Raw genomic sequence first — 14,377 nt, forward strand, 5'->3', positions numbered from 1 at the left:
GTCAGATTATTGTCGTGGAGGTTGAGCTCGGTCAGGTGAGTGAGGTTGCCCAGCGACTCGGGCAGGGCGGTCAGTTCGTTACCGCCCAGGTCGAGCGTGGTGAGGGCGGTGAGGTGACCCAGCGACTCGGGCAGGACCGTCAGATTATTGTCGTGGAGGTTGAGCTCGGTCAGGTGAGTGAGGTTGCCCAGCGACTCGGGCAGGGCGGTCAGTTCGTTACCGCCCAGGTCGAGGAAGGTGAGGGCGGTGAGGTCGCCCAGCCACTCGGGCAGGACCGTCAGCTTGTTGACGCGCAGGTTGAGTGCGGTCAGGTGAGTGAGGGCGGTGAGCGATTCGGGAATCGTCTCCAGGCGGAGATGGGACAGGTCGAGTGTGGCCGATCCGTCTCGCAGGCAGTCGCTGATCCGTTCGGCGGCGACCGACTGGCCGTCTTCGGGCCTGACCATGTCTTCTCCTCGTCGTTGCCGGCGTTTCCGGGCTTGGCCCTGTCGCGCCAGATGCGCAAGCCGGTGACGAGGCTAGGGGCCGGTACTGGGAAACGGCTTGTAGATCACTCCAGCACATCGAGGAGAAGGCCGGACCGGATTGGGGCCGGGCCTTGAGCGACATCGGAACGGTGGATGGCGGCAACTCCGCCCGTGTCGGCTCGCTAACGCCACTGGCCGTTCCGTTGTCGATCAAGCCCCGCCACCGGGAGCCCGCTCCCATTCGCGACTCAACAACCCGATGATGACCACACCCCTGCGGTCTGCTGACCCAAACCTCACACCAAATCCCTTTGTCAGCAGGCTCTAAAGAGGAAGAAGCTTCACCAATTCCGAGAGTCCATCAATCGCTGGGCCGACACGCTCTACGTGGAAAACGTGCTGGTCCTGAGGGCAAACGGACTAAGAAGGCTCGCGCGAACTCCGGGGTTATTCCTTGAATCCGGTCCCGCCGCGCCCGGAGATCCTGACCGGACGGCGGTGGGTACACTTCAAGATCATGCGCCGACTGTTGACCGCCCTACTGACCCGCGCTGTCTTCTCGGCGCACGCGATGGCTGACTCGAACATGATCGCGGCCAAGAGGGTGTGGCGAAAGACCCCGGTCGACCCGCCGGTCGCGGAGACCGTGCGCGGGCTCACCGCCTTCGGTCACGCCCTGTTCACCGAGATCGCGGCCCCCGGCGCCAACGCCGTCCTGTCGCCGCTGAGCATCGGCTACGCCTTCGGCATGGCCAGGGCGGGTGCCACGGGGGGCACCGCCGCCGAGCTCGACAGGGTCTTCGGCTTCCCCGTCCAGGGACCGCACACCTCCCTCAACGCGCTCACCCGGCGGATCGTCACGGTCGGCGGCCCGCCACCCCGCACCGAATCGGGCGTCGAGCGGGAGGCCGGGGCCAAGCCGGAGCCGCCGGTCGTCGCCATCGCGGGCGGGCTGTTCACCCAGGAGGGGCTGAGCGTCCAGCGGGGGTTCCTGCGCACGCTCGCCGCCCAGTACGGGACGGGCGTGCGCCAGGTGGATTTCACCCGGGAGGCCGCCCAGGTCATCGACGCGTGGGCCGAACGGGAGACGGCCGGGCGGATCAGGAAGGTGTTCGACGACCTGGCGCCGCAGACCCTGCTTGTCATCGCCAACACCGTGTACCTCAAGGCCGAGTGGGAGACGCCGTTCACCGGCCCGTCGGAACGGAACGCCGCCTTCACCCGGGCGGACGGCACTGCCGTACGGACCGACCTGATCCGCCATACGGGCAGCCTCCCGTACGCCGCTGGAGAGGGCTGGCAGGCGGTGGAGCTCCGCTACGTCAAGGGTGAGCTGGCGATGTGGGTGCTGCTCCCGCGGGCGGGCGGCTCCCCCGCCGGCCTGCTCGCCCCGGAGGTGATGGCGCGGGTGGCCGCCGGGCTGAGGGAGCGTCAGGTGGAGATCACCATTCCCCGCTGGGACTTCTCGACGAGTTTGGACCTCATGAAGTCGCTCTTCGGGCTCGGGCTCACGAGGACCGACTACTCCGGCATCGCCGACGACGTCGACCTCGACCTGACCCAGGCGGTCCACCACGCCACCGTGACCGTGGACGAGTGGGGCACCGAGGCCGCCGCCGTCACCGCGCTGGCCCTCGGGTATACGGGCCCACCCGAGCCCGTGCCCGAGGTGGAGGTGGAGGTGCGCGCCGACCGGCCGTTCGCCTTCGCGATCATCCACCGGCCGACGTTGACCCCGCTGTTCATCGGCCAGGTCACCGACCCGACCGCGAAGGGCTGAGCCCTGCACGGCCCCGGCGGGCGGGGCTCAGGGATCGGCGGGGCAGGGCGGGGCGAGGTGTTCAATGACGGCGGCGATTACTTCGCTGCCGGGCCGGGTGTTCGGAGCGGGCGGGAAATTCTCGCGGTCCGGTACCGCAAGAAGGCGGCGCCTGCTCCGACTCCATGGTGAACGGCACCTTTGGGGGCGCCGCCCGACCATTGAGGGAGACGACGTTGAAGTTCATGTTGATCATGCACAACAACCCGCAGATCTGGGACGCGCTGACCGAGGAGGAGCGCAACGAGGTGATGAGCGGCCACGGCCCGTTCATGGAGACCATCAAGAAGTCCGGGGAGATGATCGGCACCACCGCGCTGGCCGACCCGTCGCAGAGCGCCGTGGTCAGGGTCCGGGGCGGCGTCCCGGCGGTGACGGACGGGCCCTACCTTGAGGCCAAGGAGTACCTCGGCGGCTACTACCTGGTGGAGTGCGACAGCCGGGAGCGCGCCCTGGAGCTGGCCGCGCTCATCCCGGACGCCGGCGTCGAGGGCCTCGGCATCGAGGTGCGGCCGGTGGTCTACGCGGGCACGGCCGACGACTGAGCACGCGGTGAAGTTCCTGCTGAGTCTCTACCCGAGCGCCGCGGCCCTACCCTGGGGAGGGCTCGACCATGAGGAGTTCCTGGCCACGGCCGGGCAGGCAGGGGAACTGATCAGTGCTCACGTGTTCGCCGATCCGTCCATCAGTGCCGTCGTACGGGCTCGGGACGGCGTGCTGACCGTGACCGAGGGCCCGTACCTGCAGACCCCGGATCATGTCGTCGGTCAGTACGTGGTCGACTGCGAAAGCCGGGAACGCGCCGTGGAACTGGCCGCCCTGATATCGAGTGGTCAGGTCGGCGGCGTGGAGGTGCGGCCGCTGATGGACTCGGCCGGGATGGAGATGTGAGCACGACCGAACGCCTCGGGGACCTGCTGCGCGAACTCGCGCCGCAGGTCCTCGGCGTGCTCCTGCGCCGCTACGGCGGATTCGAGGAGTGCGAGGACGCGGTCCAGGAGGCGCTGCTCGCCGCGGCGACGCAGTGGCCCGCCGACGGGGTTCCGGACAGCCCGCGCGCCTGGCTGGTCACCGTCGCCTCCCGCCGCCTGGTCGACCAGGTACGCAGCGAGCAGGCGCGCCGCCGCCGGGAGGTCACCGCGGCGGTGCGGGAGGCGCCGGACGCCGCCGTCGCGCCGGCGCCCGGCGAGGAAAACCCGGGAGACCAGGACGACACGCTCGCGCTGCTGTTCCTGTGCTGTCATCCGGCGCTGACGCCTGCCTCTCAGGTGGCGCTCACGCTGCGCGCCGTCGGCGGGCTCACCACCGCCGAGGTGGCGCGGGCGTTCCTCGTGCCGGAGGCCACCATGGCGCCGCGGATCAGCCGCGCCAAGCAGCGGATAAAAGCCGTCGGTGCGTCGTTTGAGATGCCGAGCGTCCAGGAGCGGGCCAAACGGCTGGACGCCCTTCTGCACGTGCTCTACCTGATCTTCAACGAGGGCTACACCGCCAGTTCCGGACCCGACCTGCACCGCGGCGAGCTCACCGCAGAGGCGATCCGGCTCACCCGTATGGTGCATCGGTCCTTGCCGGATGACGGTGAGGTCGCCGGGCTGCTGGCACTGATGCTGCTGACCGACGCCCGCCGTGCGGCTCGCACCGGCCCGGACGGCGTCCTCGTACCGCTGGCCGAGCAGGACCGGAAGCGGTGGGACGCCGCCCTGATCGAAGAGGGCACCGCGCTGGTCACCGGCGCCATGTCCTCCTCACCCCTCGGCCCCTACCATCTCCAGGCGGCGACCGCCGCGCTGCACGTCCAGGCACCGCGGGCTGAGGACACCGACTGGGAACAGATCCGCATCCTGTACGCGATCCTCGGCCGGATCGCGCCGAACCCGATGGTCACGCTCAATCACGCCGTCGCGGTCGCGATGACCCGCGGGCCCCAGGCCGGACTCGAACTGCTGGAAAGCCTGGACGGTGACCCCCGGATCGCCCGTCACCACCGCCTCTACGCCGTCCGTGCCCACCTTCAGGAACTGGCGGGCGAGTACGCCGCCGCACGAGAGAACTACCGGCTGGCGGCCCGGCGTACCACGAGCCTCCCCGAACAGCGCTACCTGCGGGACAGGGCAGAGAAGCTGGAGCGATAGCAACCGGCGAGAACGCGCCTGCTCGACGGGGACCGGTGGACGCAGCCCAATGCCGCCCCTTACGCGCCGAACGATATCGCCCGTCGTCGGCACGGCCGGTCGAGGTGGAGCTTTGTCAGGCTACTGTCGGGCGCCGACGGCTTCGGCGGGGTGCTGTCTGAGCGCCAGTCTGGCGGGTACCTCGGTGGCGATCAGGGCGAGTCCCGTCGCCACCGCGACCACCACCAGGTAGGTGACGGGAGACACCGACGGTACGGCGGAGCCGGTCATGCCCAGGCTGAAGGCCGACAACGTCGCCAGCGCGATCGCCGAGCCGAACACCGTGGCGATCAGCACCGCGGTCAGCGTCTCCATACGCAGCATGCGCAGCACCTGGCGCCTGGTGGTGCCCACCAGGCGGAGCAGGGCCAGCTCGCGCGATCGGTCCGAGGTCGACATGGCCAGCGTGTTGACCACGGCGATGGCGGCGAAGGCGATGATCAGGCCCATGGCCACGTAGTTCACCTCGGCGTTGCCCAACTGGATCTCCGTGGCCCGGATCGCCTTGAACCCGTCGAGTTCGGCGTTCCGGCCCGCGACCAGGAGCGACGGCCTCGGGTCGTCCACGTGCTCGGCCACCAGGCCGTGGGCGAGGGTGATGTCGCCGAAGCCCAGGCCGCGCGTATAGACCGCGGCCACCGTCAGCTTGGCCGGAGTGCCGTCGCCGAGGGTGAGCCTGACGGTGTCGCCGGGTTTGACGCCCAGTTGGCCGGCGGTCGTGCGGCTCACGGCGAGGGAGTCCTTACTCAGGTTCTTGATCGAGCCCGCGGTCACGCCCAGGTCCATGGTCTGGTCCAGGCCTTCCGGAGTCACGGCCTGCGCGCCGTACTTCGTCAGCCCGATCCGCACCGAGGTGCGTACCACCTCGGTCACCGCCGTCACGCCCGCCACCTTTCTGACCGCCGCGGCCGAGCCACCGGGGATGACGTAGTCGGCCTTGGTGCCCGACTCGGCCTGGACCTGGGCGGCGTTCTGCATGGTGGTCTGGACGAACAGGATCGTGCAGGTCATCGCGACCATGAGCCCCAGAGGCACGATGACCGAGGCCAGGCGCTTGGCACTCGAGCCGAGGTTCTTGGCCGCCAGCCAGCCGCCCACCCGGGAGGTCCGCAGCGGCACGGACAGGACCGCCGTGGCCGTCCTGGCCAGCAGCGGGCCGAGCACCGCCACGGCGATTATCCACAGCAACGCGGTGAACATGGTCACCGGGCTCGAGGCCGCCTCGGTGGTCAGGCCCGACAGGAGCACGGTCAGCACCACGCTGCCGGCCACGATCAGCAGGCCGAGCACCAGCCGGCCCCAGGGCAGCCGCGCGCTCGGCAGAGCCGCGTCGCCCAGCGCCTCGACCGGGCGGATGCGCGTGGTACGGCGGGCCGAGACGCGAGCCGCGGCCCAGGCGGCGCCCACGGTCGCCAGAAGCGCCGCGAAGATCGGGAACGGACTGAGAACCAGGGCCAGATTCTCCGGCATCGCGCCCAGCGCCACGAACCTGGAGCGCAGCCAGAAGCCCAGCCCTAGCCCGGTGAGCGCACCCAGCGTGCCTGCGCCCAGGCTGACCATCAGCGCCTCACCGCCGATCAGCTTGCGGATCTGCCTCGGCGTCGCCGCGACCGCCCGCAGCAGGGCGAGCTCGCGCTGGCGCTGCTGGATCGACAGCGCGAAGGTGCCGACCACCACCAGGATCGCCACCAGCAGCGAGGTGCCGCCCATCGCGCCACCCAAGCTGATCAACTTCACCCGCGACTTCTCCGCGTCGATGAACTCCACGGTGCCACGATCGTCTCCGGTGTAGGCCACCGCGCCCGGCGTGGTCGCGACCGCCGTCCGCGGGAAGACGCCGATGGCGCTCACCAGCCCGTCGCGCCCGGCCAGCCTGCGCGCCTCGGCGGTGCTGAAGAAGATCGTGTCCTGGCTCGGCAGGGCCTGCTCGGTGACACCCACGACGGTGTAAGCACCGATTTTCGCTCCCACAGGGATGTCCGCACGGGCGTCCACGACTACCTCGTCGCGGCCTTCCGGCGCCGTGCCCGCCTTGATGGTGAAGGGGGTGAGGGGCGCCGACTCCCAACCGTGCGCGAGGAAGTTCTGGAAGGGAAAGGTCACCTCGGTGACCACCTTGTCCACGCCGGGCGCCTGCTTCAGCCGATCGGCCACGGTGGCCGGAATCCAGCGGCGTTCGGCCAGCGGCTTGGCCTTGGACTTGGTCTTGCCGTCACCCTTGTCGATCGTCTCGCGGACGAACTGGTCACCGGCCACGATCACCGGGGCGCCCGCGTACCGTTCGGGGGCCACGCGGCCCCGCAGCCCGGTCTCCAGCAGCATGCCGCAGGCCGCGACCAGCGCGGCCGCACAGAACAGGGCCACGAACGCCCCGGCGAAGGCGCCCTTGCGATGGCGCAAGGACTTCAGTGCGAAAGAGAACATCAGACCCACGCCCCCAGGTGCGTCATGCGAACGGCCACCTTGTCGGCGGTCGGCGCGGCCATCGTGTCCACGATCCGGCCATCGGCCAGGAACAGGACGGTGTCGGCGTACGACGCCGCCACCGGGTCGTGTGTCACCATCACCACCGTCTGCCCCATCACGGACACCACGTCGCGCAGCAGGCCGAGCACCTCGCGCGCGGTCATCGTGTCCAGCGCGCCCGTCGGCTCGTCGCCGAAGACCACTTCGGGCCTGGTCACCAGCGCCCTGGCGATCGCCACCCGCTGCTGCTGCCCGCCCGACAACTGGGCCGGGCGGTGCGTGGTCCGGCCCTCCAGCCCGACCCGGTTCACAACCTCCGACAGCCAGGCCTGGTCAGGACGGACTCCCGCCAGCCGCAGCGGCAGCGTGATGTTCTCCAGCACGGTCAGTGAGGAGACCAGGTTGAACATCTGAAACACGAATCCGACCCGCTGCCTGCGCAGCTCGGTGAGCCTGGTCTCGTTCATCCCGGCCAGCTCGGTGCCGCCCAGCCGTACGGAACCGGAGCTCGGCACGTCCAGCCCTGCCGCGCAGTGCAGGAACGTGCTCTTGCCCGACCCCGACGGGCCCATCACCGCGGTGAAGGTTCCGCGCGGGATCGCCACCGACACCTCCCGCAGGGCGGCGACAGCGCTCTGGCCCTTCCCGTACACCTTGCTCACCGCGTCCATGCTCACTACATCTGTCATGCCCTCTACTCTGCTGAGCTGTGCTTTCTCCTTCCAGAGAGATCATCACGCGTTCGACATGACATCATCATGATTCGGACACTGGTAGACATTCCTTGTGATCAGAGTCCTTATCGCCGAAGATCAGCACGTCATCCGCGGCGCCCTCGTCGCGCTCCTCGGCCTCGAGGACGACCTAGAGATCGTCGACTCTGTCGACTCCGGTGACGCCGCCGTGCCCTCCGCCCTGGCCCACCACCCGGACGTGGCCGTCATGGACATCGACATGCCGGGCACCCTGGACGGGCTGGCCGCCGCAGCCGAGCTCCACACGCGGCTGCCCGGCTGCCGCATCCTGATGCTGACCGGGTACGGCAAGCCTGCCCACCTGCGCAGGGCGCTCGCCGCCCAGGTGGACGGCTTCCTCCTCAAGACCGCCCCACCCGAGGAGCTCGTCGCTGCGATCCGCAAGGTCGCCGCGGGGCAGCGCGTGCTCGACCCCTCCCTCGCCGTCACCGCCTGGGACCTGGCCGACAACCCCCTGACCGCGCGCGAGGCCGACGTGCTGCGCCTGGCCGCCTCGGGCGCCGGCGCCACCGACATCGCGGCCCAGCTCTTCCTGAGCGCGGGGACCGTCCGTAACTACCTGACGACGATCACCACCAAACTCAACGCCCGCAACCGCACCGACGCCGTCCGCATCGCCACCGAAGCCGGCTGGATCTAACGGCTACCCACCGCGGCGTCCTCGTACGGAGCCCAGGCCGTCAGCTCGAACCGCCCTTCCCCGTGCGAGGTGGCGAGCCGCCCGCCCAGGGTCTCGAGCCGGGTGGTCAGATTCCCCACCCCCGCCGAACCAGGACGCCCCTTCACCGAGGTCACCCCGTCATTGCGGACGCGCAGCCGTACCCCCTTCCCCTCCGTCGCCGTCGCTATCGCGCAGTGTCGTGCGGAGCTGTGCCTGAGCACATTGGTGACCGCCTCACGCAGCACCGCGCTCAGCACGGTCTCGGCGCCGGAGGCGAGCGTCTCGTGCCCAAGTGACAACGACACCTCAATCCCCGCGGCCGTCAACACGGAGCGCGCGGACTCCGCCTCGGCGGCGAGCTCCAACTCCAGCTGCCCACCGGACACGGCGCGCAGATCAGCCTTGGCCCGCTCGGCCATCTCCAGAGCCTCGGCGAGCTCCACCCGCGCCCGCGGAGCGTCGAGCCGCCTGGCCAGCTCGCACTTCAGCAAGATTGCCGCCAGGCTGTGCCCGAGCAGGTCGTGCAGGTCGCGGGCGGCGCGCAGCCGTTCTTCGACGACCGCGATCCTGGCCAGCTCCTCCTTGGCCTCCCGCAACTCCTTCACTACCTGGGCGAGCCTGCTCAGGCTGTAGATGACCAGTCCCGTCACCAGTGTGCTCACCGTGTAGTTGACCACGACGGGTGTCGGCAGCCCGAGCAGGAAGCCGATCACCGCCACGCTGGCCATCACCCCCGCCACCAGGTGCAGCCCCCATGCCCACGGGAAGACGAGCAGCAGTGGCCCGGCCAGGAACCCGGGGATGCCCAGCCAGGCCTGGCCGAACAGCGCTATCGGCGCGTACGTCAGCGCCGCCATGACCAGCAGTCCCACCGTGTGCCGTCCCCTGACCGAGCGCAGTTGCACGAAGACGATCGCCGCCAGCAGGACGAGGCCGGGGATGAGCAGGCTGGAGGGGACCTGGAGCAGTGCCTTGGCGCTGAAGCCCACGAGGATGGCGGTCAGGAGGCTGATCGACAGAGCGTAGGCGTGCTCCTCGTCGTACAGGGTGGCGCTCTCTTCGGCCGGCTGCGGGAGCATGGCCTCGACGACATGGTGGCCCTGGGGTGACAGGCTGGTGGTGAGGGTGCCGCCTGCCTCCGCAAGCCGGGCGGGCAGGTCGCCGAGAAGTTCGTCGCCGGCGTTGGGCACGCCGTCGTTCGTTACACGGAGCCGTACCTGATGGGCGAGGACGCGGGTCTCGATCGCGCAGAAGGTGGCGCCGCCGTGCCGTACGACCTGGGTGACCGACTCCCGCAACACCGCCGCGAGCAGCGCCCCCGGGGGACCGAGCGGTTCGGTGTGGCTGATCTGGATCTCGACGGGGATGCCGGCGGCGCTCAGCATCGCCCGAGCCGTGGTGATCTCGGGCGCCAGCGAGGTGGCGCGGTAGCCGGAAGCCGCGGCCCTGGCCTCGGCCAGGGCCCGGCGCGCGGCGCCGACAACCTCGGCGATGGACTCACGGCTGGGATCCTCGGCCGACAACCCCTGGGTGATCCCTGTCAGGCCCCGGCCAAGACCGTCGTTGAGCTGGGCGGCAATGCGCAGCCGTTCCTCCGACACCGCTGCGGCGGCCAGGGCGAGCCTGGTGGCCTGCACCTCGTCGACCTGCTCGACGAGCCGCGTCAGACCGTAGATGACCAGCGAGATGAGGATCATGGAGATCGTGGAGTCGAGCGATTCACGATCGATGATCGCAGCGCTCACCGCGACGGGGATCGCCAGCGGCCAGAGCCGGGTCAGCAGCAGCGAGCCGCCGAGGAAGCCGAGCAGGCCGACCGACATGTCCAACCAGGCCGTGGCGGCGTAGGCGATCACGGCCTGGGCGGGAAGGAGGCGAGCGGGACGGGAGAGCCGCAGGACGTACGGCAGCTGCATGACGAACATCGGGCCCGCCAGAAGGATGCCGTAGGGGGCGGCTAACACGTAGACGCTGGAGAACCCGGCGAGCACGGCGATGACGATCCAGCGTGCACGACGCGACACAACAACCCTCCAGAATCATGACGGATCGCTATATCACCACATGGGGGCGATGTTCCTCGCACAGGTGCCCTGGTTTCCGGCAGAACCGCGCCGTCGTGTGTCATCGCCTGGTTGTCGGACAAGACCTTCGCGCTCTTGGGTGTCGCCGTGGTCTCAGCGGCCGCCTTCAGTGGGAGGAAAGGGGACTGTGCCCGAGCTGGAACCAGACCGTTCCGCCGGTTTCGTCGTGCCGGCTGCTGCCCCATCTGCTCGCCAGGAGATTCACCCAGCTCAGGCCGCGCCCAGTGAGGCTGTCGTCGTCGGCCGTCCGGATCGCGGGCACGCTGGTGGCCGAGCCGTCGTCGATCACCTCGATGTGGATCAGGCTGTCGCCCAACCCCACCCGGACCGTCACCAGCCCGCCGGGCCTGGCCGAGTCGCTGTGCAGGACGGCGTTGGTCACCACCTCGCTGACCAGCAGTTCGAGCGTTTCCAGCGTCTCGGCGGTCGCCTGGCCGTCCAGGTGCGCAGTGAGCAGGCGCGCCGCCGCCGGGAGGTCACCGCGGCGGTGCGGGAGGCGCCGGACGCCGCCGTCGCGCCGGCGCCCGGCGCCTCGCCGCATCGCCCGGACCGCGAGGTCGTCATGTGGTGACGCCCCATCGTGGCGGATACGAGAGATGTCCGCCCGTACCGATGTCAAGAAGCTCTCGGCCGCTCCGACTAACCGGCGAAACGTCGAGAGAACAGGGAGTTTCGGATATGCGAGTCAACCGGGCATGGCTGGGACTGGTAATCCTCATACTGCCGACATTGCTCGTCGCGATAGACACGACGGCGTTGCTCCTCGCGCTCCCACAGCTGGCTGCCGATCTGGGTGCCACCAACGTCCAGCAGCTGTGGATCAGTGACAGCTACGGATTCATGGTGGCCGGTTTCGTCATTACGATGGGTACGCTCGGCGACCGGATCGGCCGCCGACGGCTGCTGATGATCGGCGGGGCGGCGTTCGCGGTGCTGTCGGTCGTGGCCGCCTTCGCGACCAGCCCGCTGATGCTGATCGTCGCGCGTGCGCTGCTGGGTGTCGCCGGCGCGACCCTGGCGCCGTCCACACTTGCCTTGATCACCAACATGTTCCGCGACGAACGGCAGCGCGGGCAGGCCATCGCGATCTGGGCGACCTGCCAGTTCACCGGCGGCGCGCTCGGACCCGTACTCGCCGGATTCCTGCTCCAGCACTTCTGGTGGGGATCGGTGTTCCTGGTCGCCGTGCCGGCGATGGCGTTGCTGCTGCTCGCCGGGCCGGTCCTGCTGCCGGAGTTCCGCAGGGACCAGGCCGGCCGGCTGGACCTGGCCAGCGTCGGGCTGTCGCTCGTGGCGGTGTTTTTGATGGTCTACGGCTTCAAGCAGCTGACCGTCGAGAGCGTGCCGGTCGTGCCGGCGGTGGCCCTCGTCGTCGGCGCAGCCATCGGATTCCTGTTCGTACGCCGGCAACTGCGGCTGGAGACGCCGCTGCTGGACCTGCGACTGCTCCGCAACCGCCCGTTCACGGCCGTACTCGTCGGGCTGGCCTTCGCCGGCATCGCCATGGCCGGTACCGGCCTGCTGGTGACCCAGTACCTGCAGAGCGTGCTGGGCTTCTCGCCGTTCGCGTCGGCGGTGCTGTTCGCACCGATGGGCCTGGGCGTGGCGGTCGGCACCATGGCCGCGCCGGCGCTGGGCCGGCGAATGAAGCAGACGACCGCGATCGCCGGTGGGCTGGCGGGGTCGGCGCTGGGCAGCCTGCTGCTGGTCGGCGTCGACGGTGCGAGCGCCCTGCCGCTGGTGATGATCGGCATCACCGTACTGGCGCTGGGCACCGGCCCACTGTTCGCGCTGGGCACCGGGCTGGTCGTCGGGTCCGTACCACCGGAGCGTGCCGGCTCGGCGGCGTCGATGTCGGAGACCGGCAACTACCTCGGCGGTTCGCTCGGTTTCGCGCTGCTCGGTGTGGTGGCCGCGGTGGTCTACCGCAGCCGGATGGACGGCACGTCCGACTCGCTGGCCGGCGCGGTCGCCGCCAGCCGGCACCTTCCCGCCGACCAGGGCGCGGAACTGCTGCACACCGCGCGGGAGGCGTTCACCGCCGGCCTGCACATGACCGGCGTCGTCGCCGCGGTCATCTTCGCCGGGCTGGCCGTACTGATCCTGACCATGCGCCCGGCAACCCGGACCACCCCGGCCGCACTACCCACGTCGACTCGCTGAGCAGGCGCGAGACGGAGCTGTTGCGACAGCTCGCGCAGGGCCACTGATCGCGATGGAGGTAGCGGTGCCCGGCCGGAGCCCGCTTCGCTCCTCGCGCGGCCGGGGTCTCAGGGGCGGAACGCCTTGAGGGTGAGGTCCACGAGGGCGTCGGCGTACTCGGACGTGAGGGGGCCGGAGCGGTGCAGCCAGCGCTGGTAGAGGGGGGCGTAGAGCAGTTCGAGTACCAGGTCGAGATCGGCGTCCGCCGCGATCTGGCCCGCTCGCTGCGCGCTGCGCAGCCGGGCTTTCTTGGCCTCGTCGACGGGGTCGGCCAGCTTCTCGCGGTACTGGGCGGCGAGGTCGGAATCGTTGATGATCTCCGTGTTGAGCGCCCGGATCGGCGCCTCGAAGTCCGGATCGGCGAACTCGGCGACGGTCGCGCGCATGACGACCTTGAGGTCGGCCTCGATGTCGCCGGTGTCGGGCAGCGCCATCCCCTCCCCGTGGGCCCCCTCGCTGAGCGCCAGGAAGGAGTCGAAGACCACGGCTCCCTTGGACCGCCACCACCGGTAGATCGTCTGCTTGCCCACGCCGGCCCGCGCGGCGATGGCCTCGATCGAGACCTTCGCGTACCCCACTTCGGAGACCAGCTCGCGCGCGGCATCCAGAATCGCCCGCCGCGACCGCTCACTGCGGCGGGCAGGGTTCGGTTTCTTGGCGGTGGACATGCCGCTGAGGATAGCAGATGGACAAGACGAGACGGTCCGTCTTGACATGGCGGGGAGGCGGGTGCAGATTAGGGATCGCAACACGACGAGACGTAACGTCTCGTCTTGAGAGACGATCCAAAGGAGGTGAGGGCCTGTGACGAACGGCCGAGTATGGTTCATCACCGGCGCGTCCCGGGGCCTGGGCAGGGCGTTCACTGAGGCCGCACTGGCCGCGGGAGACCGTGTCGTGGCCGCTGCCCGCAATATCGATCCACTCGCGGAACTGGCTGAGGAGTATCCGGGCAGCCTCGTACGGCTGCCGCTGGACGTCTCCGACCGCACAGCCGTGCGGGAGGGGGTGGACCGGGCGGTGGCGGCCTTCGGCAGGCTCGACATCGTGGTCAACAACGCCGGCGGCCTGCTGTACGGCATGCTGGAGGAGGCCACCGAGGAGCAGATACGGGCCCATTTCGACGTCAACCTCTTCGGCGCGGTCTGGGTCGCCCAAGCCGTCGTCCCGTACCTGCGGGCGCAGGGTTCCGGGCGCATCCTCCAGGTCACCTCGATGGGCTCCGGCGGCGGTTTCGCCTCAGTCGGGTTCTACGGGGCGGGCAAGGCGGCGCTCGACTCGGTCAGCGAGGCGCTGGCGATGGAGGTCGAGCCCTTCGGCATCAAGGTCACCATCGTCCAGATGGGCGGGTACGACACCGGGCTGTTCACGGTGGGCACCACGACGACACAGGCTCATCCGGCCTACGAGCCCCTGCGGGTCAAGCTGGCCGAGATGTGGGGCGAGGACGCCGGTCCCGCCCCCGGTACGGCCGCTCCCGTCATCATGGAGTTGGTCGACCTGCCGGATCCGCCGCGGCGGCTGATCGTCGGCGGTCACTCCTACGACCTCGTCCAGCAGATGGATCAGGCCCGCACCGAGGAGTACCGCGCCTGGGAACACCTCAGCCGCAAGGCCCCGGGCTGACCGGCGAACGCGAGGTGGCGCCGGCTGGGAATCCCCCGCACCGTGGACACCTCTTGTTCGTGGCCTTCCAGTCGCCGCCGGACGAGGTGGCCGCATTGGTCATGCGCGCTCTGGTCACCTTGTCTT

The 14,377-nt window shown here is 69.8% G+C and carries 13 protein-coding genes; 7 read left to right on the top strand and 6 right to left on the bottom strand.

The genetic code is table 11. The features are described 5' to 3' along the window. The coding region (locus ABT061_RS05295; RefSeq protein ID WP_350912916.1) for a leucine-rich repeat domain-containing protein at positions 1-446 on the bottom strand (446 nt) is incomplete at its 3' end. A gap of 538 nt (positions 447-984) precedes the next feature. Here ABT061_RS05295 and ABT061_RS05300 point away from each other — a divergent pair. From ABT061_RS05300 to ABT061_RS05315, 4 genes are all read left to right on the top strand, one after another. Then, a complete protein-coding gene (locus tag ABT061_RS05300) occupies positions 985-2,247 on the top strand; it encodes a serpin family protein (RefSeq protein ID WP_350912918.1) in 1,263 nt (420 codons plus the stop codon). Between the two features lie 224 nt (positions 2,248-2,471). After that, positions 2,472-2,831, top strand: a complete 360-nt coding sequence (locus tag ABT061_RS05305) for a YciI family protein (protein WP_350913425.1) — start codon at positions 2,472-2,474, stop codon at positions 2,829-2,831. Positions 2,832-2,838: 7 nt separating this feature from the next. Then, the gene (locus ABT061_RS05310; protein ID WP_350912920.1) at positions 2,839-3,177 is read left to right on the top strand and encodes a YciI family protein; all 339 of its coding nucleotides are present in this window, start codon (positions 2,839-2,841) and stop codon (positions 3,175-3,177) included. Further along, positions 3,174-4,418 carry an RNA polymerase sigma factor gene (locus ABT061_RS05315; protein ID WP_350912922.1) on the top strand — a complete coding sequence of 415 codons (1,245 nt, stop codon included), beginning with the start codon at positions 3,174-3,176 and terminating at the stop codon, positions 4,416-4,418. The genes ABT061_RS05310 and ABT061_RS05315 overlap by 4 nt, the downstream gene beginning before the upstream one ends. Positions 4,419-4,538: 120 nt before the next feature. Here ABT061_RS05315 and ABT061_RS05320 read toward each other — a convergent pair whose 3' ends face one another. Further along, positions 4,539-6,881 (bottom strand): FtsX-like permease family protein, encoded by a 2,343-nt coding sequence (locus ABT061_RS05320; protein WP_350912924.1) that lies wholly within the window; start codon positions 6,879-6,881, stop codon positions 4,539-4,541. Beyond that, entirely contained in the window at positions 6,881-7,612 is a 732-nt protein-coding gene (locus ABT061_RS05325; protein WP_350912926.1) for an ABC transporter ATP-binding protein, read from the bottom strand. Before ABT061_RS05325 ends, ABT061_RS05320 begins: the two co-directional genes overlap by 1 nt. A 97-nt stretch (positions 7,613-7,709) precedes the next feature. Here ABT061_RS05325 and ABT061_RS05330 point away from each other — a divergent pair, with 97 nt between their 5' ends. Then, the gene (locus ABT061_RS05330; RefSeq protein ID WP_350912928.1) at positions 7,710-8,318 is read left to right on the top strand and encodes a response regulator transcription factor; all 609 of its coding nucleotides are present in this window, start codon (positions 7,710-7,712) and stop codon (positions 8,316-8,318) included. Here the strand turns inward: ABT061_RS05330 and ABT061_RS05335 are convergent. Together ABT061_RS05335 and ABT061_RS05340 are read right to left on the bottom strand one after the other, a co-directional pair. After that, positions 8,315-10,363 (bottom strand): sensor histidine kinase, encoded by a 2,049-nt coding sequence (locus tag ABT061_RS05335; protein ID WP_350912930.1) that lies wholly within the window; start codon positions 10,361-10,363, stop codon positions 8,315-8,317. The two genes, ABT061_RS05330 and ABT061_RS05335, sit on opposite strands and share 4 nt — an antisense overlap. A gap of 166 nt (positions 10,364-10,529) precedes the next feature. Next, complete coding sequence (locus ABT061_RS05340; RefSeq protein WP_350912932.1) at positions 10,530-10,964, bottom strand: ATP-binding protein; 435 nt, start codon at positions 10,962-10,964, stop codon at positions 10,530-10,532. Between the two features lie 137 nt (positions 10,965-11,101). Here ABT061_RS05340 and ABT061_RS05345 point away from each other — a divergent pair, with 137 nt between their 5' ends. Continuing rightward, positions 11,102-12,586: an MFS transporter gene (locus tag ABT061_RS05345; protein WP_350912934.1), complete on the top strand. Its 1,485-nt coding sequence runs from the start codon at positions 11,102-11,104 to the stop codon at positions 12,584-12,586. Between the two features lie 107 nt (positions 12,587-12,693). Here the strand turns inward: ABT061_RS05345 and ABT061_RS05350 are convergent, their stop codons facing one another. Then, positions 12,694-13,293 (bottom strand): TetR/AcrR family transcriptional regulator, encoded by a 600-nt coding sequence (locus tag ABT061_RS05350; protein WP_350912936.1) that lies wholly within the window; start codon positions 13,291-13,293, stop codon positions 12,694-12,696. Positions 13,294-13,429: 136 nt separating this feature from the next. Here ABT061_RS05350 and ABT061_RS05355 point away from each other — a divergent pair, with 136 nt between their 5' ends. Continuing rightward, positions 13,430-14,251 (top strand): SDR family NAD(P)-dependent oxidoreductase, encoded by an 822-nt coding sequence (locus ABT061_RS05355; RefSeq protein WP_350912938.1) that lies wholly within the window; start codon positions 13,430-13,432, stop codon positions 14,249-14,251. Positions 14,252-14,377: the final 126 nt, after the last annotated feature.

Source organism: Streptosporangium sp. NPDC002544 (assembly GCF_040295965.1).
GTDB lineage: Bacteria > Actinomycetota > Actinomycetes > Streptosporangiales > Streptosporangiaceae > Streptosporangium.